This window comes from Raoultibacter timonensis (assembly GCF_900240215.1).
GTDB lineage: Bacteria > Actinomycetota > Coriobacteriia > Coriobacteriales > Eggerthellaceae > Raoultibacter > Raoultibacter timonensis.
The window spans coordinates 1756978-1781101 of the sequence record NZ_LT964679.1 but is presented as its reverse complement, the minus strand read 5'-3'; the positions used below and the strand labels follow the sequence as shown (position 1 = coordinate 1781101).

Here is a 24124-nt window from a genome sequence, read left to right as displayed (position 1 = left end):
GTATCGGGGCGTTTTCGGTCCCGTCGACGGTCGCGTCATAGAGCGGGATCCCTTTTCGCCGTCCCGAAACGGAGGTTCCGTCAACGGTGGATCAACGCCGAAAAGCCTCGGAGTGCATGAGATTTGCGATTGTGAACCCAAAAAGTCTGATTTTAGGGAGATAATTCTATGCAGATGCATGAAAACACAGGTCAACATTGGCGCTTCTTACCTTTCCGGGTTCACAATCGTAAATCTCATACATGAAATCTCATACATGAAAAGGGGTCTCCGCCGTTAAACCGCCTTAGGCATGCCCTCGCAGGGTTTTTGCAGCAGAGGAGTCCCCACGGGAACATGCCGGTTTCGATTCCCGGCGTCCGGTGCGAATCTGCGATCTGAAGCTTCGGGCGGACGCATGTCGACGATGGCTTGACGGCAGGCTCTGGATTTGGGAACGCGCTTGCTGGCGCGGACGTCGCAAGGCGTTTCGGCGTACTCGAGCGGCAGCCGCGCGCACCGCTTCGGCCGGCCGTGATTTGCTTGCGGTTCGCACGGCATTCTCGCTTGTCGAAGGCCTCATTTGGGTTACACTAGGTGCCGTACTGTTTTTGTACTTCCAGGTTGCTTTGTTTGTGTAAGGCTCGACAGTGGTTCGCGCCTTGGGAATAAACAAAAGGCGCGGGCCACGCAACAGGAAAGTTGGTGGTCATTATGGCAGCTCCTGCTACCGAACACGTGCGCAACATTGTGCTTGTGGGGCAAGACGGCGCTGGCAAGACTTCTCTTGCAGAAGCGATGCTGCACGTCTCCGGCAAAACGCCCCGCATGGGCACGACTCACGATGGGAAATCCTACCTCGATTACGACGACGAGGAAATCAAGCGCAAGTTCACGATCGGCACATCGATCGCCCCCATTCCCTACAAAGACTTCAAGATCAACGTGCTCGACACGTCCGGGCACCCCGACTTCGTAGGCGATACGCTCGCGACCATGCAGGCGGCCGAAATGGCCCTGTTCGTCGTCGATGCCGTTGCCGGACCGCAGGTTATGACCACCAAGCTGTGGTACGAGGCCGAGGATATGCGCCTGTCGCGTGCCGTTTTCATCAACCATATCGACCGCGAGCACGCGAACTTCGATTCGGCCATGGCGACGCTCCATGCGCGCTTCGGATCGCGTTTGGGCGCGGTTACCATCCCCATGGGCGTCGACGCCGATTTCAAGGGCGTCATCGATGTCATCCGCATGAAGGCGCGCTACTTCGAAGGCGAGAGCGAGCACGTGGTCGATATCCCCGACGAGTACGCCGATGCCGCCATCGTCGCGCGCGACAAGCTCTGCGATCTCGTGGCCGAGGCCGACGACGAACTCATGATGAAGTACCTCGACGGCGAGGAGCAGCTGACCCAGGGCGAGCTTGAAGATCTGCTCGACAAGGCGATCGCGCAGGAGCTGTTCATCCCCGTGTTCGTGGGATCGACGATCATCAAGCAGGGCATACAGGGCCTCATGGAGGATATAGCCACCTACTTCCCCTCGCCGCGCGCTCACGGGCGCTTCCGTTTGGCCAACGGGGAAGAGACGTTCATCGACGAGGCGGGCGAGCCCGCGTGCTTCGTGTTCAAGACGCTGTCGGATCCCTATGTGGGCCGCATGAGCTTCGTCAAGGTCATTTCGGGCGTCCTCGAACCGGGCATGGAACTCATCAATTCCCGCACGGGCAAGAAGGACCGCCTCGGCCACCTCTACGTCATGATGGGCAAGGAATCCAACGACGTGAAAAGCGCGAAGGCGGGCGACATCATCGTCGTCCCGAAACTCACCGACGCGAAAACCGGCGATACCCTTTCCAAATCGGGCGATCTGGCCATCGATCCGCTGCCCATGCCTACGCCGCAGTACCCCGTGGCCATCGAGGCCGCCAACAAGAAGGATGAGGATAAGCTCGGAACCGCGCTCGCCCGTGTAGCCGAGAACGATCCGACGGTACGCATCAGCCGCAGCGAGGAGACGCACCAGACCGTGCTCACTGCCATGGGCGATACGCAGGTCGATACCATCANGGCGAGGCCTGCGCCTGCGGTGACGGCTGCGGCGGCCCCGAGCCCCAAGAAGGCGCGGCGGCTGAGATCTCTTCTCGGACGGTGTTCGTCGAGCGTTCCGGTGTCGTGGTTCATGGGTCCGGCTCCTCGCAGGCAAAGAACGCCCCGGGAGGTTTTCCCGGGCGATGTAAACGTGTTTGGTTCATAGTAACCGATGGACGTTATTTCAAGCAAAGAAACCAAAAAAGCCCATGCGGTCAGCTTCGAGAACCGCATGGGCTACACCTGTGGTTGTACGTGGCTGCAGCTTCGTTGCGCGCTGCGCGATCGGTTCGGCCTATTCGGCCTTCCATTCGGCTTTTTCGATCTGTTCGACAATCGGGTCGAGGGCATCGGCGACATCGTATTCCTCGACTTTGCCCGCGTCGCACAGGCGCGCGAACTCGGGGTCGATGGGAAGGGTGGCATACGCCGGAATCTCGTAGCGCTCGGCGACTTCTTTGCCTTGGGGATCACCGAAGATATGGTGCTTCTTGCCGCAATCGGGGCAGGTGAAGTACGCCATGTTCTCCACGAGACCGAGAACCGGGACCTCCATGCTCTTGGCCATGTTCACCGCTTTGCCGACGATCATCGCAACGAGCTCCTGGGGAGCCGACACGGTGACGATGCCGTCGACGGGCAGCGATTGGAACACCGTGAGCAGAACGTCGGACGTTCCCGGAGGCATGTCGACGAACAGGTAATCGATTTCGCCCCAGTTCACCTCGTTGAAGAATTGGCGAACCGCGTTGGAGACGACCGGGCCGCGCCATGCGACGGGCATATCGTCTTCGGGGAGCATCAAGTTGGTCGAGATCACCTTGATGCCGCTCTGCGTCTGCGCCGGCAGGATGCCGTTCGCATCGGCGGAAAGCGGATTGGTGATGCCGAACGTCTTGGGGATGGACGGACCCGTCACGTCGGCGTCGAGGATGCCGACCTTGAACCCCTTTTTCTGCATGCTGCTTGCGAGCAGGCTCGTAACGAGCGATTTGCCGACGCCGCCCTTACCCGAAACAACGCCGATGACGTGCTTGATCGTCGATTGGTCGTTCGGTTTGAGCGTGTGGTCGACCGGCTGGCTGCGATCCCCGCAATCGGACACCCCGCAGCCAGAGCATTCGTGTGTGCATTCTTCTGCCATTGCTCTTCCCTCTTTCTTTCGCCCGAACCCGGGCGCTGCCTAACCAGGCTGCGCGCTTCTCGTCTTGCAGCTCGGCGCGCAAGCTCTATCTTGTAACACGCGGTATGGTATCACAAAGTTTGCCGGTCGAACCGCTTTCAGCCATCTATTGTGGCGATGGCCGCTTCCCACAGGCGGTAGGTTTCTTCGCAGAACCTTTGCGCATCGGCGATGCGGGGTGCGTTGATGCGCGCTGCGGGGGCTCCGGGGAAGGCGGGCTCGAGAAACCCTGCCGAAAGAAGCCGGGGGTCGAGTACGACATCGAACGGGCAATCTTCGAACAGGGCGGGCATGAGGATATAGGCGGGTACGAGTACATCCCAGCAGCAGAACTCATCGAGCCCGTACCAGCGTTTCATCGTGTCGAACCACGATGCGCATAGGTTTCGGACCGTGCCGCCGCCTTCTGTGCCGGAGTCTATGCGGGCGAGGAAATCCGTTCGTTTGAACGAGGCGGGCAGGCAGTTGTTCGCGGTTGCCACGACGATGGCGGCACCGCGCCTGCCTGCATCGAAGATCATCTCGGTAGCCTGTGCATCACACGAGAGGTTCAGCTCGTCCATGATGGTGCCGTTGAAGACGAGCGTACGGGTTATGCCTCCCATGAGCACGACTTCGCGATAGAGCGAGAGCACGTCGGGATCGATGGCAAGGGCGCCTTTGAGGTTGGTGGTCGAACCTGTAACGGCCAGTGAAAGCTCGCCGGGGTTTGCGTGCGCAGCATCGACGATGAACCGGGCGGCTTCGGAGTCGGGGTGCTCTTTGTCCGCGGCGCCCTTAAGAATAGGCGCGTTCAGTCCGAACGCGTCGGCGATCTCGAGGGTGTTCGCGTACACTGCTTCGAGCGTGTTGTTTCCGTAGCTTGCGCATATGCCCTCGATCGAGACGGGTGCTCCCGTTGCAATGCACCCCATCGCGAACAGAATGGCCAACCCGTCATCGACATCGCAGTCGGCGAGGCCCATGGTCGTATCGGAATCGAAGATAATGCGCTTTGCGGCACCGTGCGGCTGATCCATGAAACCTCCGTTTGCAGAAATAGGCTTGCAACTACCAACTAATAGATATAATCTTATAATAGACTAAAACAAGCTATTTGGGAAGCGCATGGCATCGTCGGTTGCGTCGGGGCAAAACGGGTTTCGGCTGCCGGGCGGCATGCGAAGAAGGGNAAGGAGTTGCCCGTCCGTATGAGACTAACGGTGTCCGACATAACGATCGATTTGGGAACGAAACCCGCCAAACGTGTACTCGATAGCGTGTCGTTCGAGGCGCACGATCGGGAATTTCTTTCGCTGCTCGGGGCTTCGGGCGCCGGCAAATCAACGCTTCTCAAGATAATCGCGGGCATTCTCGTGCAGGACGGCGGCTCGGTGTCCTTCGATGGACGCGCGATCGACGGAGTTGCGGCGCACAAGCGCAATGTCGGCTACGTGTTCCAGGACATGAGGCTGTTTCCCAACATGAACGTCGAGGAAAACGTTGCGTTTCCCTGCAAGATGCGCGGCATGAAAAAACCAGCGCGCCTCGATCGGGCACGTGAGCTTCTCTCCCACGTGCAACTGGACGGATTCGGAAAGCGCGAGGTGTCGAGCCTTTCCGGCGGACAGCAGCAGCGCGTTGCTTTGGCGCGCGCCCTTGCGGCAACGCCGCAGGTGCTGTTGCTCGACGAGCCTTTCTCGGGGCTCGACGAGCACCTGCGCGACGACATGCGCTCGCTGGTGCTGAAACTCCACCGCGAATTCGGCATGACGACCATCATGGTGACCCACGATGCGATCGAGGCCATAGAGATGTCCGACCGCATCGTGTACCTCAGCGGGGGCAGGGTCGAACAGCAGGGCATGCCTGACGAGTTGTTCGAGCATCCGGCGACAAGCGAGATTGCCGCATGCTTCGGCGGTTGCTCGACGATCGCGGGTGCAGTTGAGGGCGGTGTCTTCTCCGCGGGGCCCTTGAGCCTTCCGGCGCAAGGCGTGCGGTGCGGCTCTGCGACGGCGGTGATACGGCAGAACGCCGCCTTCATCGACGAGGGCATGCCGCCGGTCTTCTCGGTCCGGTGCTGCGTGTACCGCGGCTCGACGCATCTGGTTCGAATCGACCTTGGGGACCAGACGCTGACCGTTCCCTCGTCGTCGCCGATTTCCGCCGGCTGCCTTGTCGGTGTGGCGTTCGACGAGGCGGGCGTGTTCGTGTATCCGGGAAGAGGTGGCGACGATGGCGATCGATGAGACGGCGAGCCGTCAAGCGAAGCGGACTTGCGTCGATGCGGCGCTCGGCGCATCGGAAACGTGCGGGGCGCCGGCTTCGCCCGACGGCCTCGATCCGCGTGAGGTTGAAGCGTACCTCGTTCGGAACACCGCTGCTCGCACGGCACTCGATCTGCCCGAGCGCGCGCCGATCGAAGTGCGGCCGCTTGCGCGGGGCGAGTACAACGCGAACTTCTCTTTCGTCCATCCCGTTACGGGAAGAAAGCTCCTGTTCCGCGTCAACCTCGGATCGCAGATGCATCTCGACGATCAGATCGGCTACGAGGCCCACGCCCTGACGCTGCTCGAACCGAGCGGCCGGACGCCGCGCGTTCTGTTCGTCGATTCGTCGAAGTCGTATTTCGGCAAGGGCGTGCTCGTTGAGGAATGGCTCGACGGCCGCCCGCTGTCTTACGATGCCGATTTGGACGTTGCCGCCGAAGTACTCGCCGATGTGCATGCCGTGGCGCTGTCGGACGGCCACGGTCTCGTCGCGCCCGATGATCCCCTGGGAGCCGTCATCGACGAATGCGAGGCGATGTTTCGCGTTTATCGTCGCTGGGCGGGGGCGGACCGCACGACGCTGGACCGCATCGACCGCCTGTTCGCACATGCGCGGAAGGTTGCATGCGAGCCCCGCGTTCCCGCGCACCGCCATATCGTGAGCACCGAGCTCAACTCCCGCAATTTCCTGATCAACGAACGGGGCACAAGCTATCTGGTGGATTGGGAAAAACCCGTGGCGGGCGAGGTCGAGCAGGATCTCGCGCACTTCCTTGCGCCGACGACGACGTTTTGGAAAACCGAAACGGTGCTCGATGCCCGCGACGTCGATCGTTTCATCGAGGCGTACGAACACGCGGTTGCGGGACGCTTTTCGCTTGCCTCGCTTCGCGATCGCACGGCCGCTTACCTGACGATTACCTGTTTGCGCGGGCTTACCTGGTGTGCGATGGCCTACGCCCAGCATCGGAGCGGCGAGCGATCGGTAGCCGACGCCTATACGCTCGGCAAGGTGGAATCGTATCTCGGCGATCCGTTTCTCTCGTTCGTCGAACGGGAGTTCTTCGGGCTTTCGCCTGAAGGCGGCGCACCGCGCCGTTGAGCAAGACGGACGCTCGAGAGTGATATAGTACTGGCTTGCGGGCGCGACGGCCCGCGAAACGAGATAAGGAGTTGCCCATGTTGTTTTCCGATATCGCGATACTCGACGAGCACTTCGAGGTGCAGACGAACCGGTGGGTCGGCGTTATCGATGGGCGCATCGAATACATCGGCGCCGAAGCGCCGTCGCCTGCGGAAGCAGCACGGTACGGCGAGGTGTACGACGGCGACGAGAAGCTGCTCGTTTGCGGCATGTACAACGCCCATGCCCATGCGCCCATGACGCTCTTGCGCGGCTACGCCGAGAACCTGCCGTTGCAAACGTGGCTGAACGACCGGGTGTTTCCCTTCGAGGCGAAGATCAGCGGTGAGGACGCCTATTGGGCGACGATGCTCGCCTGCGCCGAGATGCTCCGTTACGGCACGGTGAGCTTTTCCGATATGTACTACCATTCCCGCGAGCGCATCCGGGCGGTCACGGAGTGCGGCATGAAGATGAACTCGTGCGAGGGTCTTATCGCCTTCGAGGATAAGCCGTATGCCGAATATCCCGATTGCGCGGTCAACGAAGAGCTCGTCCGCGAGTTTCACGGCAGTGCCGACGGACGCATTCGCATCGATTACAACATCCATTCCGAATATCTCTCGACCCCCACCGTCGCAGCCGACATCGCGCGCATCGCGAAAGAGAAGGGCCTCGGCATCCACGTGCACGTTTCGGAGACGAAATCGGAGCACGAGGAATGCAAAGAACGTCATGGCGGCTTGACGCCCGTGCGCTATTTCGACAGCCTCGGTGTGTTCGACGTTCCCGTGACTGCGGCGCACTGCGTATGGGTTGACGAGGGCGACATCGACATCCTTGCCGAACGCGGCGTGTTCGTGGCTGCGAACCCGGTTTCGAATATGAAGCTCGGGAGCGGCTTCGCGCCGATCGTCCGCATGCTGGAGCGGGGCGTGAACGTGGCGCTCGGCACCGACGGCGTCGCATCGAACAACAACCACGACCTGTACCAGGATCTCTACGTGTTCGCGCTTACCCAGAAGGGTGCAAGCCTCGATCCGACCGCCGTGTCGCCCGCTGCGGCGATGCGGGCGGCAACGCGCATGGGCGCTCTTTCCCAGGGGCGCGAGGATTGCGGCCGGATCGCGATCGGCGCGAAGGCCGATCTGGCCGTGCTCGACGCGAGCGGACCCTCGTGGTGCCCCTCGACCGATTATCTCAACAACCTCGTGTTCGCCGGGCACGGCGGCGACGTGTGCCTGACGATGGTCGACGGCGAGGTGCTCTATCGCGACGGCGAATGGAAAACCATCGACGTGGAGCGCGCAAAGGCCGAGGTGGAGGTGCGTACCCGCCGCATCATCTCGTCGTTGTAAGCGGCTGGGCGGGGCAAGCGCCTCGATAAGCAGCCAGACGAAAGGCCGCCGATCGCATGTCGGCGGCCTTTCTGCATACGGATACGCGCTTTACTCGGCTCGCTAAGCTCCGGCTTTGGTGACCGCCATCTCGAGATACGAGTACATGTCCTGTGCGCTTCCCGCAAACACGGTCGACACGACGCCGTTCTCGTCGATGACGACGGTGTAGGGGATGCCGCTTGCGGGGTAGAGCGCCTCTATCGCGCCGTCTTCGTCGAGTCCCCAGGCGAAATCGTATCCGAGTTCTTCCGCTTTGGCCTGGGCATCGGCATTGCGATCGCCGCGGTTGATGGCGACGATCTGCACGCTGTCGAAAGCTTGATCGATCTTATCGAGCTCCGGCATATCGCGCATGCAGTATCCGCACCAAGTTGCCCAGAAGGTGAGTACGACCACCTTTCCCCGGTAGTCGGAGAGTTCGGCGGTTTGCCCGTCCATGGTTTCGAACTCGAAATCGGGCGCTTCGACGCCTTCCTCGACCTTGGCCTTTTTCTGAGCCTGCGCAGAGCCGTTCTCGTTTGCCGAACCGCTTGATCCTGCGGAACCCCGATCCGTTTCGGCGGCCGGCGCCGAGCAGCCAGCCAGTGCGGCGAGCGAAAGGGCGAGCGCAAGAACGAGCCCAAGGGCTCGGTGCGCATTCGAGCGTGCGGTACGTATCATGATCTCTGCTCCTCGCGTTCGGACGGCGCATCGTCGCGTCGAGAGCCGTCTATATGTAAGTTGTTTGCTAGCATATCACGAAGCGAGAATCGGATGGCGCTCGTTTTGCACGATGTTACGCAGGCTCCACATTGTATGCACTCCCGATCGCTTACCCTGCGAATATCGACCTTGCATACGTCGAGACATGCTCCGCAGCTGGTGCAGGCCTCCTCGTCGACGCGGTAGCGCAGAAGCGCGAACCGGTTGAAAAACGAATACAGCGCGCCGAGGGGGCAGAAAAACCGGCAGAACGGACGGTAGACGAACAGCGAGACGGCGAGCAGCGCTACAAGTACGCCGACCTTCCAGTCGAACAGCGCTCCGAGCATGAAGCGAAGATCCTCGTTCATGGCGACGAGCGGAATGCCCGCTTCAAGGGTGCCAGCGGGGCAGAGGTAGGCGCAAAACGCCGGCGTGCCGATGCCCGTAGCGTTGAGGAGCACAATCGGCGCAACGATGACGAGGCCGAACAGGATGACGTACTTGCCCCAGGAGAACGCACGGCTCCAGGCGCCCTTTCTGATTTTGGGAAGCGGTACCTTGTCGAGTAGGTCTTGGATGAAGCCGAACGGGCAGAGCCAACCGCATACCGTGCGGCCGAGAAGCGCGCCGAAAGCGAGGATGGTTCCGATGATGTAGAGGGGAAGCCGTTGGTCGCTTGCGACGAGCGCTGCTTGCAGCGAGCCGATGGGGCATGCCCCGATGGCGCCGGGGCATGAATAGCAGTTGAGCCCGGGAACGCAGACGCCTTTCGTGTCTCCCTGGTAGATGGTGCCCGTTGCGAAGCCCTCGAAGTTGAGGTTGTAGAGCAGGGCGGCGAGCAGCTGGATGATAGAGCGTTTGAAGCGCGCGATCGGACCCATCGGCTATCCGATCCCGATGCATTCGTAGCAGACGAGCGCCGCCTTGCGCAGCGTGTCCTGAAAATCGCCCTGCGCGATGCCGAGTGCGATCAGGATGGCGGCGAGTACGAGAACGACGAGCCACCAAGGTATGCGTTTTGCTAATTGTTTCATGGTGGCATTGTAACGTAGGGTTGCCGGCTGGTCGATCCCGCCGAGGAACCGTTACCCGATAGGCGCGTCTTTCGACAGGGGTGTCGCCTGCAGGACGCCTGCCGCCTGCAGGAGCCTATTTCCCGAACAACCGTTTCGCCCCGCTTGCCATGAGGTAGATTCCGCCTCCGATGGCGAGCAGGCCGGGCCCGGGCAAAATGAGCATGGGAACGCCGACGAGCGTGCACACGCCTCCCGCCGCGATGCGGGCCGCACCGCCGAGGCGGCTTTTGGGCTGCCCGTNCGGGCATGGAACTCATCAATTCCCGCACGGGCAAGAAGGACCGCCTCGGCCACCTCTACGTCATGATGGGCAAGGAATCCAACGACGTGAAAAGCGCGAAGGCGGGCGACATCATCGTCGTCCCGAAACTCACCGACGCGAAAACCGGCGATACCCTTTCCAAATCGGGCGATCTGGCCATCGATCCGCTGCCCATGCCTACGCCGCAGTACCCCGTGGCCATCGAGGCCGCCAACAAGAAGGATGAGGATAAGCTCGGAACCGCGCTCGCCCGTGTAGCCGAGAACGATCCGACGGTACGCATCAGCCGCAGCGAGGAGACGCACCAGACCGTGCTCACTGCCATGGGCGATACGCAGGTCGATACCATCATCGCCCGCATGAAGGAGCAGAACGGCGTCGAGGCGGTGCTCGTACCGGTGCGCGTGCCGTACCGCGAGACCATCCGCAAGGTTGCCGAAGCGCAGGGCCGCCACAAGAAGCAGACCGGCGGGGCCGGGCAGTTCGGCGATTGCTGGTTGCGCCTCGAGCCCAACCCGGGCGGCGGCTACGAGTTCCTCGACGAGATCGTGGGCGGCAAGATTCCTCGCAGCTACATTCCCGCAGTCGACAAGGGCGTGCAGGACGCTATGGCCGAGGGCTTCCTTGCGGGCTATCCCATGGTCGATATCAAATGCGCCGTGTTCGACGGTTCCTACCACGCGGTCGACTCGAACGAAATGGCGTTCAAAACCGCCGCACGCATCGGCTTCAGAGCTGCGTGCGAGAAGGCCGATCCGGTCATCTTGGAGCCGATGGCGAATATGGACATCGTGGTCGGCGAGGAGTACGCGGGTGCGGTCATGGGCGATATCTCGACCCGTCGCGGGCGCATCGTCGGCACCGATTCCAACGATGCGGGGGAAACCGTCATCATGGTGCGCGTGCCCTACGCCGAAGTGGTCACCTACACCAAGGACCTGCGTTCGATCTCGCGCGGGAGCGGTTCGTACTACATCGAGATAGAGGGCTACGAAGAGGCTCCGCACGACGTGCAGAAGAAGCTTGCCGAGGAGTACCAGGCGGCCCGCGCAGCCGGCAACAATTAGCGGGGTTTCGCCGGGCAGCCGTACGGTTCTGCGAGCCTGGCTACGAGCGCCGTCCGCTTCGCGCGGGCGGCGCTTATTTTTACCGGAACCCTTGCGTCGCTTCGGCCGATGGTCTAACCTCGGCTATCAGTATCCAACGTCGACAAGATAAGCGCCCATGAGAACCGTTTTCCAGATATTGTTCCGCGATCTGCGCAGGTTGTTGCGCAATCCCGTGGCAATGATCATCGTCGTGGGCGTATGCGTCATACCTTCCCTCTACGCGTGGTACTGCATTGCGGCAAATTGGGATCCGTATGCGAATACTGCGGGCATCCGCGTTGCGGTGAGCAACAACGATCGTGGCGTGCAGAGCGATATTGCGGGAAACCTCGATGCGGGCGGCCAAGTGGTTGAGGAGCTGCGCAACAACCATGATCTGACGTGGGAGTTCGTATCGGAAGACGAAGCGCGCGAGGGGGTCGAGTCGGGCACGTACTACGCCGCCATCGTTATTCCCGCCGATTTCAGCGAGGATCTCGCAAGCGTGTTCACCGGCGATTTCGAGCAGCCGACGATCGCCTATTACGTAAACGAGAAGAAGAACGCCGTGGCACCGAAGGTCACCGATACCGGTGCCGCCACCATCGAAGAGCAGATCAACTCGACGTTCGTCTCCACGGTCAGCAAGACCGTCATCGAGATGGCCCAGAACGCGGGCACCTCGATGCTTGACAGGTCGGATGAAGCGAGCGAGGGGCTTGCTGCGAGCGTCGATGAGACGAACGGAGCCATCGATCGCGTTCGGGCGTTGCTCGACGGCATCGATTCGACCATCGAAGATTCGCGCAGCCCGCTCGATAACACGCGCCAAACGCTCGACGATCTCGAAGAGCGGATCCCCGTTATCGCCGACGCGCTTGATCGGAGTACGGCGCTTCTGGGCGATGTGCGTCAGTCGGCTCGCGAGCTCGATGCGTCGATTTCCCAGGCTATCAGCGAGGGCGGAACGCTTCTCGGCGATGCTTCGACGCAGGCGAACATCGCCATCGGCGCGTTTTCGGGCAACGTGGCAAAGCTGCAGGGCGGCGTCGATGCCGCCCTGGCCGATATGGGCGCGCTCGTCGACGGCAACGAGGGGATCATCGACGAGCTCAGGGGCCAGGTTGCCCAGCACCCCGAGCTTGCCGACGTGATCGCCGAGCTCGAAGCGCAGAACGAGCAGCATCGTCAGACCATCGAGAGCCTCAAGATCTTGAGCGGCGATATCGCGGCAATCGCCGATGCTGCGGCGTCGGCTTCGGATGCCGTTGACGGATCGGTTCAAGACGGCCTTGCTGCGGCGGGCGAGGCGCAGCGCCGCATCTCTGCCGAGGTTCTGCCGAAGCTCTCCGAGGGGCTCGATTCGTTTTCGCAGGTGTCAGGCGGCCTTGCGGGCACCGTATCGTCGCTGAAGCCGACGATACAGCAGGCCCGCGCGCTCCTCGATCAGCTTTCGGGGACGCTCGACCAGACGAAGGAGGTCGTATCCTCTACAAGCTCGTCGCTTGCGGAGATGCGCGACGAGCTGTCCCGAACGGTCACCGATCTATCGGCGTTGAACGACTCGGCCTCGCTCGACGAGCTTTCGGCGCTTCTCGGCATCGATCCCGAAGATGCGGCAAGCTTCATGTCGTCGCCGGTCACCCTCGAAAACGTGGCGATCTACCCGGTTTCGCCGTACGGGTCGGGCGTCGCCCCCTTCTATACGAACCTTGCGCTTTGGGTCGGCGGCTTCATCCTGATCGCCATATTCAAGCTCGAAGTGGATCGCGAGGGTGTGCGCTCGTTTTCGCCTACGCAAGCCTATCTCGGAAGGTGGCTTCTGTTCGTGCTGCTCGGTCTTGTGCAGGCGGCGATCGTGTGTGCGGGCGATTTGGCCATCGGCGTGCAGTGCCTCGACCCGGTTGCGTATTTGGCTGCCGGCATGTTCACGTCGTTCGTGTACGTGTCCGTCATCTTCGCCCTTGCGAGCACGTTCAAGCATATCGGCAAGGCGGTTGCCGTGGTACTGCTCATCATGCAGATTCCCGGTTCGTCGGGCATGTACCCCGTGGAAATGATGCCCGCGTTCTTTCAGGCGGTGCATCCGTTCCTTCCGTTTACCTACGGCATCGGTGCGTTGCGCGAGGCGGTGGGCGGCATGTACGGCTTAACCTATGCGTTCAATCTGGCCCATCTCGCTTTATTCCTACCTGTGGCGCTGCTCATCGGGCTCGTGGCGCGACCGTACCTGCTGAACCTGAACCTCCTGTTCGATCGCAAGCTCGCCGAAACGGATATCATGGTGTGCGAGCAGAACAACCTGCCCCGCACGCGCTACCGGCTGCGCACGGTGATCAAAGTGCTCCTCGATACCGACGCGTACCGCGCGAAGCTGCTTGCGCGCGCCGATCGGTTCTACCGCAACTATCCGCGCCTCATCCGTGTGGGCTGGATTCTCGTCTTTGCGTTGCCGGTGCTGATCCTTGTCGTGATGTCTTTGTTCGATGTCGACGTGGACACCAAGATCGTCATGCTCGTGTTCTGGATACTCTCGCTCATCGCGGTGATCTCGTACCTCATCGTGGTCGAATACCTGCACGACAGCCTTCGCTACCAGCTTGACATGAGCACGCTCGACGATGCCGATCTCGAGCAAAAGCTGCGCGAGCATGTGGTTTTGCAGGCGGACAGCGGAAAGCGTGATCGCCCGTGAAGAACATCCTGCGCATCATGTACGGGGATCTGACCCACGCGACGAAGAACGTCATCGGCGCAATCGTGCTTGTGGGCCTCATCGTGGTGCCCGCGCTGTACGCATGGTTCAACATCGCCGGCAGCTGGGATCCCTACGGCAATACCCAGGGGCTCAAGGTTGCCGTGGCGAACGAGGACGCGGGGTATCAAAGCGATCTGGTGCCGCTCGAGGTGAACGTCGGCGATTCGGTGGTATCCGCTCTGCGGGCCGACGACGAGTTCGACTGGGTCTTTACCGATGAGGAGGCCGCTGTCGAAGGCGTGCGGTCGGGCGCATACTACGCCGCCATCGTCATCCCCGAAAGCTTCAGCGCCGATATGATGACCTTGTTCTCGCCCGACATGCAGCACTCGAGCATCGTCTACTACTCCAACGAGAAAGAAAACGCCATCGCACCACGCGTAACCGAGAAGGGCGCGAGCACGATACAGGGAAGCATCGACGAGACGTTTGCCCAGACGGTTGCCGAGGTTGGTCTGAAAACCACCAACGACTTGCTTTCGTTCATGAGCGGCGATGAGGTGACGAGCTACGTTTCGGTGCTCGATCGCCAGCTCGGCGCTGCAGTGGACACGCTTTCCGATTCGGCCGAGCGCATGGCCGCGTTCGCGGCGCTCGTCGGCTCGACGACGGCGCTCATCGATTCGACCTCGGGCATTCTTGAGGAAACGGGCAGCGCGCAAACCGATGCGCAGGCGCTGATATCGTCCTCCCAGTCGGGACTTTCGGATGTTCGCGCTTCGCTTTCGGAGCTCACCGCGATCGTCCGCGAGGCGTTCGATCGAAGCATTGCCGGCTACGATGAGGTTTCCGCGGGCATCGATCGGGCGCTCGACGATCTGTCGGCGGGCGCAAGCGGTGCGGTCGGGGGATTGGACGAGGCCTCGGTCGAGATACAGGGGCTGATCGATGGGTCCGAGCGGGCGCGCGATGCGCTCGCGCAGGCCGATCCCGGCAATCCCGCAATTGCCGAGCTCGACCGCGCAATCGAAGCGCAGCGCTCGCTCAAAACACGTGTCGACGAGATGGCCCGGACGCTTTCCGGCGCCTCGTCCGATGTCGAAAGCCAGCGTGCGGCGGTTCGCGATCTCATCGACCGGGCGAAACAGAGCATGGCGGGCGTGCAGTGGAGCTACGAGACGCAGCTGGAAAGCCAGATCGAAGAGCTCGAATCGGAACTTGGCGAAATCGCCTCGTCCTCCTCGTCGGTCGCCGACAGCCTCGATGCGGCGACCGAGGGGCTCTCGCAGCTATCCGGCTCGCTTGCCGACGATCTCGAATCGGCCCAAGGGGCGCTGCAGGAGGCCGCTGATACGCTGAAGGCTTCGGCTGAAAAGCTCGGCTCGAATCGCACCGAGCTGCAGGAGGCCGCGCAGAGCGGCGATGTCGAAAAGATCAAATCGATCGTCGGGTCGGATCTTGACGGCATGGCCCGATTCCTTGCGGCCCCCGTGCACGAGGATCGCCAAGCGGTGTTCGGCATCGCGAACAACGGCTCGGCGATGGCGGCGTTCTACACGATACTGTCCCTGTGGGTGGGTGCGGTCATCCTCGTCGCCATGATGAAGGTGGCGGTGTCGGATCGCCGGGTTGCCGAGCTCGAGAACCCAAAGCCCTATCAGCTCTACCTCGGTCGCTTCGGCATATTCGCGCTGCTCTCGTTTTTGCAGAGCACGGTTGTGTGCCTGGGCGATTTGTTCTTCCTCGGCATCCAGTGCGAGCATCCGCTCCTTTTCATGCTGGCGGGTTGGGTGGCCGCATTCGTGTTCTGCAACCTCATCTACACGCTCACCGTGTCGTTCGGCGACGTGGGCAAGGCGATAGCCGTCGTGCTGCTCGTCATGCAGGTTGCGGGTTCGGGAGGAACGTTCCCCATCGAGATGTCAGCGGGCTTTTTCCAGGCGGTGTATCCGTTTCTGCCTTTCACGCACGGCATCGCCGCCATGCATGCCTGCATCGGCGGGATCTACGGCAACGAGTATTGGATCGAGATCGGATGCACGCTCCTTTTCCTCATCCCTTCCTTGCTGCTGGGGTTCGTCCTGCGTAACCCCGTTGTCCGCTTGAACCGTTTCGTGATCGATAAGCTCGAGGAAACCAAGCTCATGTAGGGTCGTTGCAAGCCGATCCGGGATCGGGGAGTCGAAGCGGGCGGAGCCGGGAACGGCCGGCGTTAGCGGGTCGCGTTGCCGGCGGCGTTCGATCCTGCCGGCGCGGTTGCGGTACTCGGGCCGGCATCGTTTAGGGGTGTGTTGCGCTCGCAGACGCGATAGCTCCCGTCTTCGGGGTGCGAGGTGCTTTTCCCGCAGGGATATGCGCAGACGAGACCGCTGTGCGTACAGCGTACGGGTTTCGGCCGAACGAGCGCTGCCATGTCGGCACCGCACGCCTTGCAGCAAAGATCGGCTCCTTCGATGATGTCGTGCCGATCGAATATCGTGCAGGTACCGCATGCGGGGCAGCGGGCTGATTTTTTAGGGGCGGGTTGGCACTTTCCGCAAAACGGATTGCATACCCAGCATCCTCCTGGCACGGCGTTCCTTCCCTCGTCGGACAAAAGGTAAGATACCAGATAAATAGCCTGTTTCTATACTGTCTGCGGTATGAAAACGATGAATCTAGTACTCAGGGTTATATGGTCGGTCCGCGAAATGACGTACCTTATTCCCTATAATGCAACGAGTCAGATTAAGGTTCGGAGCAAGGGGGATTTGTATGGCCGAGCGTTCCAGTGCGTTTCTGATCGAAAAGAAAACCGCGAAGATGCTCGGGTTCAAAACCCTGCTCGCATGGCATTATCTCGTTTTGTTCACGCCGCTGTTCATCGGCGACCCCGAGGGCGGCTTCTTCCCGTTTTTCTTCGAACGCCAGCTGACGCTGTATTTGGCGCTCGCCGTGTCGTTCGGTCTGCTTGCGCTGGTGGGCAACCGCATGCTGCACAAGAACAAGACCATGCCATCGCCGGTGCTGCTCGGGGCGGCGTGTGCTCTCGGCGCCATCGCCTCGGCCGTGGCGGTTTTCGGCGTGGGGCCGGCCGATGCGCTGGTGCGGATTGCGGTAACGGCGGCCCTCGGGTTCAGCGAGGCGCTTCTCATGTTCCTTTGGCTTCGCTATTACGCGGTGGCGGCCGGCGAGTTCGTCTACCGATCGTTTGCCGTCGACATGATGTGCGGCGGGCTCATCGCATTTCTCATCTGCGTGCTTCAGTATCCTTTTTCATGCATTGCGGCCGTGGCCCTTCCGCTCGTGGCCGGCGCGTCGCTCGTGTTCAACTGGCAATCGGTCGAGCCTCAACAGCAGCCGCCGACGCCTTGTCGATCGGCGATGCCGAGCGACAAGGAGGTACTGCGGCATTTCTTGAAAACCGTGCTGCCGACGGTTGTGTACGGATTCGTGTTCGGGCTCCTTCAGGGCGGCTACATTCTGAACGAGGTCGCGTTGCTCATGGCGTACGATCCGATCGTTCTGCTGGGCATTCTCGTCTGCGGGGTGCTCATATTCGCGATTCCCGAAGATCCCGGTGGAAACTCCGATATCGATACGATGCACCGCCTGTCGCTGCTTCTGTTCGTGCTCGGCATCGTGAGCCTGTCGTTTCTCAGTACGAGCGTCCACCAGGTGGTTGCCGAAACCGCTATGTTTGCGGGGTTCAACCTCTTCGACTTCGGCGCTATGATTCTCGCGCTCGGCATGTCGAAGCGCCTGTATACGCGCGGCTTGCTGTTCATAGAGGGAGGAAGGGCGCTCACGTATCTGAGCCTCGCGCTCGGCATCCTTTCGGGCGAGCAGCTCATGCTGTTGGCGAACGGCGACCCGATGACGCTCTACACCATAAGCGGCATCGCGATCGCGTTGCTCGTCATCACGACGCTTACGCCGTTTCGCGAGACCGAGAAGCTCGNCCGCGCGAGCGGTTCCGGATCGGCCGGCGAAGGCGATGCGGCCGTACAGGACGCTTCGGGCCCTGCACGCGTCGAGCCGCGCGACGGGGCACAGCGCGATACCCCTTGGAGGCGCACTTGCAACGAGGTGGCGCGGATATACAAGCTCTCTCCACGCGAAACCGAGATATTCCTCCTCATCGCAAAGGGGCGCAACGCGGAATACGTACAGCAGAAGCTCGTCATATCGACCCATACCGCGAAGACCCATATCGCGAACATATACCACAAGCTCGGGGTGCATTCGTCGCAGGAGATGCTGAGCCTTGTCGAAGATTACAAGCGGCAGGGCAACGAAGGCGATTTTGCGGACCAATGAACAGGACAAGGCGAAGCTCGCCGAACAAGACCACGAAGGGATGACCATGACTACAGACCAACCGACCATCAGCGAGAATCCGATAGATCTTGCGCGGTTCTCCTTATCGGCATGCGATCGGGTGCGCATCGAGATGCCGCCGCTTTCCGACGTTACCGAAGACGATATCGATGCGCAGCTGTTCGCCTACGTGGCGAATGCGCCGAAGGACAGCCCGATCAAGACGCTTGGCGATCTCGACGACGCATGGGTGAAAGCGAACCTGCCGATGTACGAATCGATCGGCGAGGTGCGAAACGCAATCAGGGCGAGCCTTACCAAAGAGACGACGGTCGCATTCGATGAGATCAGGTACGCCAAATGCGCAGAGGCGCTGATCGAAAGGCTCGAAGGGGACATTCCTGTGGCCGTAATCGAGGCGCATGCCGAAACGGTGCGCGCACGCACCGAAGAAGCTGCCTGCGCGCAGGGCGTATCGCTCGCCCGTTATCTCGAGGACGCGCACATGACAAGCGAACAGTACGAGGCGAGCCTTCTCGACGAGGCTCGTCGAGAGATTGCGCTCAACATCGCGCTCGACAAGATGGTGGAGGTTACGGCGACCACCGTGCCCAACGCCGAGCTGACCGAGTACCTCGCGTGCGAGGATCCGGCGCGGTTCCTCGAGGAACTGCGCGAGTCCGGCAAGGTGGAGCAGGCGCGCAAGGCGGCAGCGAGGGTGAAGGTTATGCGGCGGGTGATCGAGACCGCCGAGGTCGAGACCGAAGGCGACGAATCATAAGCCGACGGTTCGTGCAGCGCGCCTTGTGCGGGCCCGGATGCGATTGGGCATCCGGGCCTTTTTCGTGCGGCGCAGACTTTGCGGCAATCGGTTCATGGGTTTGGGAAACTCCATGTCAAAGTCCATTTTCATGGTTCCCCTCACCAGGGTGAGAAACGTATAACCGCCAGTACTAGATCGCCTTTTTTCATACCCGCGAAGGGAGGGGCGCACCTCTTCGGGGTGGTAGGTTACGGTCGTGAATGCACCCAAGCCATTTACACGAGTTCGATCAGCATCCTACACGACGTACAAGGAGGAATCGCATGTGTTTTAGACCGCCATCATTCGANGAAGCCGCCCGTCCCGCCCGCGTAAGGGCGACACCGTGCGCTTCGGCGCACGCGACGCAGGTGTTTGAAGGCCGCCTGCCGCATGTCCGGGGGAAGGATTATGCGGTGCGGTAAGCAAGGGTACCGGCTCTGCGGACGCCCGGGCGGCCTTTGAAGCATACGAGTTTGACATTGGTTGGATTCATTACACGAAAGGGGGATTTTCATGATCAACGATTTCAACAAAGATCTTTACAAAGAAGACTGGCGTTGGTATGAGGACGGTTATGAAGTGACCCGAACCTCGGTCTGGACAGGCCCTGGTTGCCACAACGGGTGCGGCGTTCTATGCTACACCAAAGACGGGAAGCTCGAAAAGATCGAGGGCGATCCCAACTTCGGCTACAGCCAGGGACGTCTGTGCCTGCGCTGCCTGAACATGGTCGAGAATATCTACAACAACGATCGTCTCAAGTGGCCTCTTTTGCGCGACGGCGAAAAAGGCGAGAACAAGTGGAAGCGCATCACGTGGGAAGAGGCCTTCGACTGGCTCGAGGAAACCTACGGCAAGATCTGCGATACCATCAAAAACGAATACGGCGGAATTGGACCCGAGGGCATCGTCGCCCTATCCGGTACGGGTCGCAACGCCATGTGGCACGGCGCCATGTGCCTGCGCGCGGTCTTCGGCAGCCCGAACATGTCGTTCGGCTTCCTCTCCGCCGATTCCTGCTATCAGCCCCGCATGACGGCGAACCTGCTCAAAGAGGGCGATTGCTGGATTCTCGACGCATCGCAGCTGCATCCCGATCGCTACGACAACCCCGACTGGGTTCGCCCCGAAGTCGTTGTCGTTTGGGGCAACGAGCCGCTTGCTTCGAACGGCGACGGGTTCATGGGCCACTGGCTCGTCGATCTCATGCGCATGGGCACCAAGCTCATCGTCATCGATCCGGCGCTCACCTGGCTCGCTTCGAAGGCCGACATCTGGTTGCAGGTGCGCCCCGGCACCGACTGCGCACTGGCTCTCGGCATGCTCAACGTTATCATCAACGAGGATCTCTACGACCACGAGTTCGTTGAGAACTGGTGCTACGGCTTCGACGAGCTCACCGAGCGCGTCGCGGAGTACCCGACCGACAAGGTCGCCGAGATATGCTGGCTCGACGAGCAGGATATCATCGACGCGGCCCGTATGTACGCGGCGGCCAAGCCCGCAGGCGTGCAGTGGGGTCTTGCGATCGATATGCAGATCGCTGCCATGGAAGCGTCGTTTGCGATCTCCGACCTCGTTGCCATCACCGGCAACCTCGATGTTCCCGGCGGCAACGTGCTCGTGCGCTACGCGTACAACAGCTCCAAGAAGTACGGTTGCGGCCTCGAGTTCATCTCCCAGGAAATGCTCGATCGCCGTATCGGCACCGATCAGTCGCCGATCCACAAGGCCGGCTACACGCCGTTCATCCCGCCGGATCTGCTGCTCGAGGCCATGGAGACGGGCGAGCCCTATATGCCCCAGATGATGTGGGTGCACGGCACGAACCCGATCGCCAACATGGGCGGCGACGCTCCGCGCATCTACCGTGCATGGAAAAACGTCCCCTACACGGTCGTCGTCGACTACTATCTGACCCCCACCGCCGTGGCGTTCGCCGATCTCGTGCTGCCCGTGGCGATGTCGGTCGAGCGCGACAGCTTCCGCTCCTGGTGGCAGCCGCTGCGCACCATTACGGCTTCGGCCGAGCGCTACTACGACTGCAAGATGGACGAGGAGTTGGTGCTCGAACTCGGCAAGCGCTTCAACCCCAAGTTCTTCAACCAGTTCAACGACGTGCACGAGTTCTTGACCTATATGATCCAGGACGACGGCTACGGCGTGGATTACACCTTCGACGACCTGAACCACAAGGTCTACGACTGGTGGGACTTCAACGAGACGTACGAAAAGTACAAGAAGGGCCTGCTTCGCGAGGACGGCCAGCCCGGCTTCGTGACCGCGACCGGCCTCTATGAGATCTACTCGCCGTTGTTCGACGTATGGGGATTCGATCCTTTGCCCCATCATATGGAGCCTTACGAGAGCCCCGTGCGCACGCCCGAGCTCTACAAGGAGTATCCCTACATCTACACGTCGGGCCATCGCCATATCGGCCTGTTCCATTCCGAGCATCGTCAGCTTCCGACCATGCGCGAAGTGCACCCGACGGCCATCGCGGACATCTCGCCCGAGATCGCCGAAGAGCAGGGGATCAAAGAGGGCGATTGGGTATGGTTCGAGAACAAGCGCGGCAAGTGCAAGCAGCAAGCGCACATCGCCCCCGGTCTCATGCCGAACCTCGTTCGCGCCCGCCACGGCTGGTGGTTCCCCGAGCAGGAAGGCGCCGAACCGAACCTGTACGGCGTGTTCGACTGCAATGCAAACAACCTCACCACAATGGGCGTCTACGGCCCGACGCACTACGGCGCACCGTACAAGTGCTCGCTGTGCAAGTGCTACAAGGTGACGGAAGAAAACGATTGCTCGCCCAGCGAGATTGTTACCAAGGGAGGAGGTTTCGGTGGAAATGACTACACCCGATTCGAAGGCTAACGAGTACGGAATCCTCATCGACTACGAGTACTGCACGAACTGCCATACCTGCGAAGTTGCGTGCAAGAAGGTTCTCGATCTACCGATCGGCCAGTACGGCATCAAGGTGCTCGAGGACGGTCCCCGCAAGAACACGCTCGGAAAATGGGAGTGGACCTATCTTCCGCTGCCGACCGATCTGTGCGATCTGTGCGCCGAGCGCACGGCCGAGGGGCGGCTTCCGAGCTGCGTCCATCACTGCCAGTCCGGAATCATGTACTACGGTACGCTCGAGGAACTGGCTGCAAAGCTGGCTGAAAAGCCCAAGATGGTGCTTTTCTCAAAGTAAAGCGAAAGGGGGTAATCGAGTATGGCTAAGCAAGAAAAAGGCGGGTTCAGGCCGCCTCCGTTGGTGAAGATCCTCTGGAAGTGCGGCGAGTGCAACACGTTCAACGCCGCCGATGCGGAGGTCTGCAAGAAATGCGGCGCCCCGAAGGTCGTTGACGAGAGTCTCGTCGGCGCCACCAAGCCGATCGACGACAGCGAACGTCACCTGAGGGAAGACTAGCGTTTACGGGGGCCTGCGTCCGAAGGGACGCAAGGCCCCTTGTCGGATCGCCAGCGATTCGCTTGAGAGGGTTTAAGGTCTATGAGGGGAGCTCGGGCATAGGTGTGTGCTTGGCTGCTGCGGGGGAGCCTAAACCGAGCACATCACGCTACTACGTACTAACAGCACATCAGACCGTTTTCTTTGTCTCAGCGATTCTATTGCCATCATCCCGGTGCGGCCGGCACGCGAGGCCGTGCGGGACATCTTGCAAGGAGCGGAATATATGAGTGCAGCAGCGAAAAGCCCTGGGAAGTTCACCATCTCCCAGGCTATCGACTCCATCGGAGTCAACAAGTTCACTATATCCATTTTCTTCCTCGTCGGTATTGCCATGATGTTCGACGGTTACGACTACATGATCATCTCGTATACGAATACGCAGATCGCACTCGAGTTCGGTGTCGACGACATCGCGAAGGGCGCCCTGTCGTCGTGGTCGACGATCGGCATCGTGGTCGGGTCGTTCGCCGCGGGCCCCTTATCCGACGGATTCGGGCGCAGAAAGATTCTCACGATCGGCACATTCATGTACGGCCTGTTCACCATTCCGTGCATCTTCGCACCGAACTATCTGATCTTCTCGGTTTTCCGCGTTATCGCGGGGCTCTTCCTCGGCGTGTGCACGCCCATCGTGACAACGTTGTTCACCGAGTTCACGCCAACGAAACAGCGATCGTTCTTCATCACGTTCGGTATGGCGTGGATGATCGTCGGCTGGGTTATGTCGGCGCTCGTCGGCACCATCGTCGTGCAGCTGTGGTCGTGGCACGTATGCTATGCGATCGGGGCTCTCCCGGTGCTTTACGCATTCGTGTTTCATAAGTTCACGCCCGAATCGGCTCATTGGGCGGCGGTGCACGGCAAACTCGGCGTAGCCGAGAAAACGCTTCGCACGATCGAGAAGCGTGCGGGCAAGGAGATACCCTACGATCTTCAGGGTTCGAACATCATCGTGCCGCCCGTTGCGGCGAAGGCGAGCCCTGCCGAGGTATGGAAGGGCAAGTACTTGAGGACGACGTTCGCGCTTGTGGTGCTCTACTTCGCGGGCAACTTTACGATCTACGGTGTGAATGCGTGGCTGCCGTCGATCATGTTGGCGCGCGGCTACGAGATCACCTCGGCGTACCTCTTGGCCATGGCTCAGAACGCCGCGGCCGTTATCGCGAACTGCACGACGGGCTTCGTGTCCGAAGCCATCGGGCGCAAGCGCAACATCATCCTCGGATACGCCGTCTCCATCCTCTCGTGCTTCCTCGCGGCGTTTGCCACGGGTTCGTTCTGGCTCGTGCTCGGTTCGCTCATCTTCCTGGGTTTCGCGTTGAACTACGCCATCACGGCCGTGCAGCCCATGATGTCCGAATCGTATCCGACGGAGTTTCGCAACTCGGGCGTTGCGACCATCGTCGCGCTCGGCAAGTCGGCGGGCATCTTCTCGCCGATCGTGCTGGGGGCGCTTATCGGCATGGGATTCGATTTCACGGTCCTGTTCAGCCTGCTCGCCATTCCGATGCTGGTCGGCGTTCTTGCAGGCCTTCTGCTGCCGAAGGGCGCAAAGGGCATGAACATCGACGATATCGCCGAAGAGACGACGGGCAACTAGACGCAGGGTGGCGAGGTTCTGCTGAGCTGTTTTCGGCAGAGCCGTCTGGCCCATTCGGCCGGTACCCGCCGGCCGGGCGTCGCTACAAGCCGGGCGCATACCCTGCGACCGGCTTGCAG

Annotated in this window: 16 protein-coding genes and 2 pseudogenes; 13 read left to right on the top strand and 5 right to left on the bottom strand. The window is 61.0% G+C overall.

Annotated elements, in window-relative coordinates; all coding sequences use genetic code 11:
- Positions 1-693 precede the first annotated feature (693 nt).
- Positions 694-2055: pseudogene (locus tag C1722_RS07935) on the top strand (GTP-binding protein); the annotation flags it as partial.
- Between the two features lie 309 nt (positions 2056-2364).
- Here C1722_RS07935 and C1722_RS07930 read toward each other — a convergent pair.
- Complete coding sequence (locus C1722_RS07930; RefSeq protein ID WP_102378753.1) at positions 2365-3213, bottom strand: Mrp/NBP35 family ATP-binding protein; 849 nt, start codon at positions 3211-3213, stop codon at positions 2365-2367.
- Positions 3214-3350: 137 nt separating this feature from the next.
- Positions 3351-4271, bottom strand: a complete 921-nt coding sequence (locus C1722_RS07925; RefSeq protein ID WP_102378752.1) for a nucleoside hydrolase — start codon at positions 4269-4271, stop codon at positions 3351-3353.
- A gap of 171 nt (positions 4272-4442) precedes the next feature.
- Here C1722_RS07925 and C1722_RS07920 point away from each other — a divergent pair, with 171 nt between their 5' ends.
- The 3 genes from C1722_RS07920 to C1722_RS07910 all read left to right on the top strand — a co-directional run bounded on the left by C1722_RS07920 (position 4443) and on the right by C1722_RS07910 (position 7985).
- Complete coding sequence (locus C1722_RS07920; protein ID WP_102378751.1) at positions 4443-5483, top strand: ABC transporter ATP-binding protein; 1041 nt, start codon at positions 4443-4445, stop codon at positions 5481-5483.
- On the top strand, positions 5470-6606 hold the full coding sequence (locus C1722_RS07915; protein WP_102378750.1) for a phosphotransferase: 1137 nt from the start codon (positions 5470-5472) through the stop codon (positions 6604-6606). Before C1722_RS07920 ends, C1722_RS07915 begins: the two co-directional genes overlap by 14 nt.
- A 77-nt stretch (positions 6607-6683) precedes the next feature.
- Entirely contained in the window at positions 6684-7985 is a 1302-nt protein-coding gene (locus C1722_RS07910; RefSeq protein ID WP_102378749.1) for an amidohydrolase, read from the top strand.
- 102 nt (positions 7986-8087) lie between these two features.
- Here the strand turns inward: C1722_RS07910 and C1722_RS07905 are convergent, their stop codons facing one another.
- The 3 genes from C1722_RS07905 to C1722_RS16950 are packed head-to-tail and all read right to left on the bottom strand — an operon-like array spanning position 8088 to position 9745.
- Entirely contained in the window at positions 8088-8687 is a 600-nt protein-coding gene (locus tag C1722_RS07905) for a TlpA family protein disulfide reductase (protein WP_102378748.1), read from the bottom strand.
- A complete protein-coding gene (locus C1722_RS07900) occupies positions 8684-9592 on the bottom strand; it encodes a 4Fe-4S binding protein (RefSeq protein ID WP_102378747.1) in 909 nt (302 codons plus the stop codon). Before C1722_RS07900 ends, C1722_RS07905 begins: the two co-directional genes overlap by 4 nt.
- Positions 9593-9595: 3 nt before the next feature.
- On the bottom strand, positions 9596-9745 hold the full coding sequence (locus C1722_RS16950; RefSeq protein ID WP_180995094.1) for a CD1871A family CXXC motif-containing protein: 150 nt from the start codon (positions 9743-9745) through the stop codon (positions 9596-9598).
- Between the two features lie 285 nt (positions 9746-10030).
- Between C1722_RS16950 and C1722_RS07895 the strand changes: the two are divergent.
- The 9 genes and pseudogenes from C1722_RS07895 to C1722_RS07850 all read left to right on the top strand — a co-directional run.
- A pseudogene (locus C1722_RS07895) lies at positions 10031-11116 on the top strand (EF-Tu/IF-2/RF-3 family GTPase); the annotation flags it as partial.
- Positions 11117-11273: 157 nt separating this feature from the next.
- Positions 11274-13832 (top strand): YhgE/Pip domain-containing protein, encoded by a 2559-nt coding sequence (locus C1722_RS07890; protein WP_102378746.1) that lies wholly within the window; start codon positions 11274-11276, stop codon positions 13830-13832.
- A complete protein-coding gene (locus tag C1722_RS07885; RefSeq protein ID WP_180995093.1) occupies positions 13829-15985 on the top strand; it encodes a YhgE/Pip domain-containing protein in 2157 nt (718 codons plus the stop codon). Before C1722_RS07890 ends, C1722_RS07885 begins: the two co-directional genes overlap by 4 nt.
- Positions 15986-16547: 562 nt before the next feature.
- Positions 16548-18134 carry a response regulator transcription factor gene (locus C1722_RS07875; protein ID WP_102378744.1) on the top strand — a complete coding sequence of 529 codons (1587 nt, stop codon included), beginning with the start codon at positions 16548-16550 and terminating at the stop codon, positions 18132-18134.
- Positions 18135-18180: 46 nt separating this feature from the next.
- Positions 18181-18915, top strand: coding sequence for a trigger factor (locus C1722_RS07870; RefSeq protein ID WP_180995091.1), 735 nt, complete (start codon positions 18181-18183; stop codon positions 18913-18915).
- Between the two features lie 537 nt (positions 18916-19452).
- On the top strand, positions 19453-21816 hold the full coding sequence (locus C1722_RS07865; RefSeq protein WP_102378742.1) for a molybdopterin-dependent oxidoreductase: 2364 nt from the start codon (positions 19453-19455) through the stop codon (positions 21814-21816).
- Positions 21791-22144: a 4Fe-4S dicluster domain-containing protein gene (locus C1722_RS07860; protein ID WP_102378741.1), complete on the top strand. Its 354-nt coding sequence runs from the start codon at positions 21791-21793 to the stop codon at positions 22142-22144. The genes C1722_RS07865 and C1722_RS07860 overlap by 26 nt, the downstream gene beginning before the upstream one ends.
- A 21-nt stretch (positions 22145-22165) precedes the next feature.
- Positions 22166-22363, top strand: a complete 198-nt coding sequence (locus tag C1722_RS07855) for a hypothetical protein (protein WP_102378740.1) — start codon at positions 22166-22168, stop codon at positions 22361-22363.
- Positions 22364-22628: 265 nt separating this feature from the next.
- Positions 22629-24005 (top strand): MFS transporter, encoded by a 1377-nt coding sequence (locus C1722_RS07850; protein ID WP_102378739.1) that lies wholly within the window; start codon positions 22629-22631, stop codon positions 24003-24005.
- Positions 24006-24124: the final 119 nt, after the last annotated feature.

Excerpts from the sequence above, each read along its gene's own strand:
- C1722_RS07855 (WP_102378740.1), top strand. The coding sequence starts at position 22,166 with ATGGCTAAGCAAGAAAAAGGCGGGTTCAGGCCGCCTCCGTTGGTGAAG.
- C1722_RS07870 (WP_180995091.1), top strand. The coding sequence starts at position 18,181 with ATGACTACAGACCAACCGACCATCAGCGAGAATCCGATAGATCTTGCG.
- C1722_RS07910 (WP_102378749.1), top strand. The coding sequence starts at position 6,684 with ATGTTGTTTTCCGATATCGCGATACTCGACGAGCACTTCGAGGTGCAG.
- C1722_RS07865 (WP_102378742.1), top strand. The coding sequence starts at position 19,453 with ATGATCAACGATTTCAACAAAGATCTTTACAAAGAAGACTGGCGTTGG.
- C1722_RS16950 (WP_180995094.1), bottom strand. The coding sequence starts at position 9,745 with ATGAAACAATTAGCAAAACGCATACCTTGGTGGCTCGTCGTTCTCGTA.
- C1722_RS07860 (WP_102378741.1), top strand. The coding sequence starts at position 21,791 with ATGACTACACCCGATTCGAAGGCTAACGAGTACGGAATCCTCATCGAC.
- C1722_RS07850 (WP_102378739.1), top strand. The coding sequence starts at position 22,629 with ATGAGTGCAGCAGCGAAAAGCCCTGGGAAGTTCACCATCTCCCAGGCT.
- C1722_RS07925 (WP_102378752.1), bottom strand. The coding sequence starts at position 4,271 with ATGGATCAGCCGCACGGTGCCGCAAAGCGCATTATCTTCGATTCCGAT.
- C1722_RS07920 (WP_102378751.1), top strand. The coding sequence starts at position 4,443 with ATGAGACTAACGGTGTCCGACATAACGATCGATTTGGGAACGAAACCC.
- C1722_RS07930 (WP_102378753.1), bottom strand. The coding sequence starts at position 3,213 with ATGGCAGAAGAATGCACACACGAATGCTCTGGCTGCGGGGTGTCCGAT.
- C1722_RS07900 (WP_102378747.1), bottom strand. The coding sequence starts at position 9,592 with ATGGGTCCGATCGCGCGCTTCAAACGCTCTATCATCCAGCTGCTCGCC.
- C1722_RS07905 (WP_102378748.1), bottom strand. The coding sequence starts at position 8,687 with ATGATACGTACCGCACGCTCGAATGCGCACCGAGCCCTTGGGCTCGTT.
- C1722_RS07915 (WP_102378750.1), top strand. The coding sequence starts at position 5,470 with ATGGCGATCGATGAGACGGCGAGCCGTCAAGCGAAGCGGACTTGCGTC.
- C1722_RS07890 (WP_102378746.1), top strand. The coding sequence starts at position 11,274 with ATGAGAACCGTTTTCCAGATATTGTTCCGCGATCTGCGCAGGTTGTTG.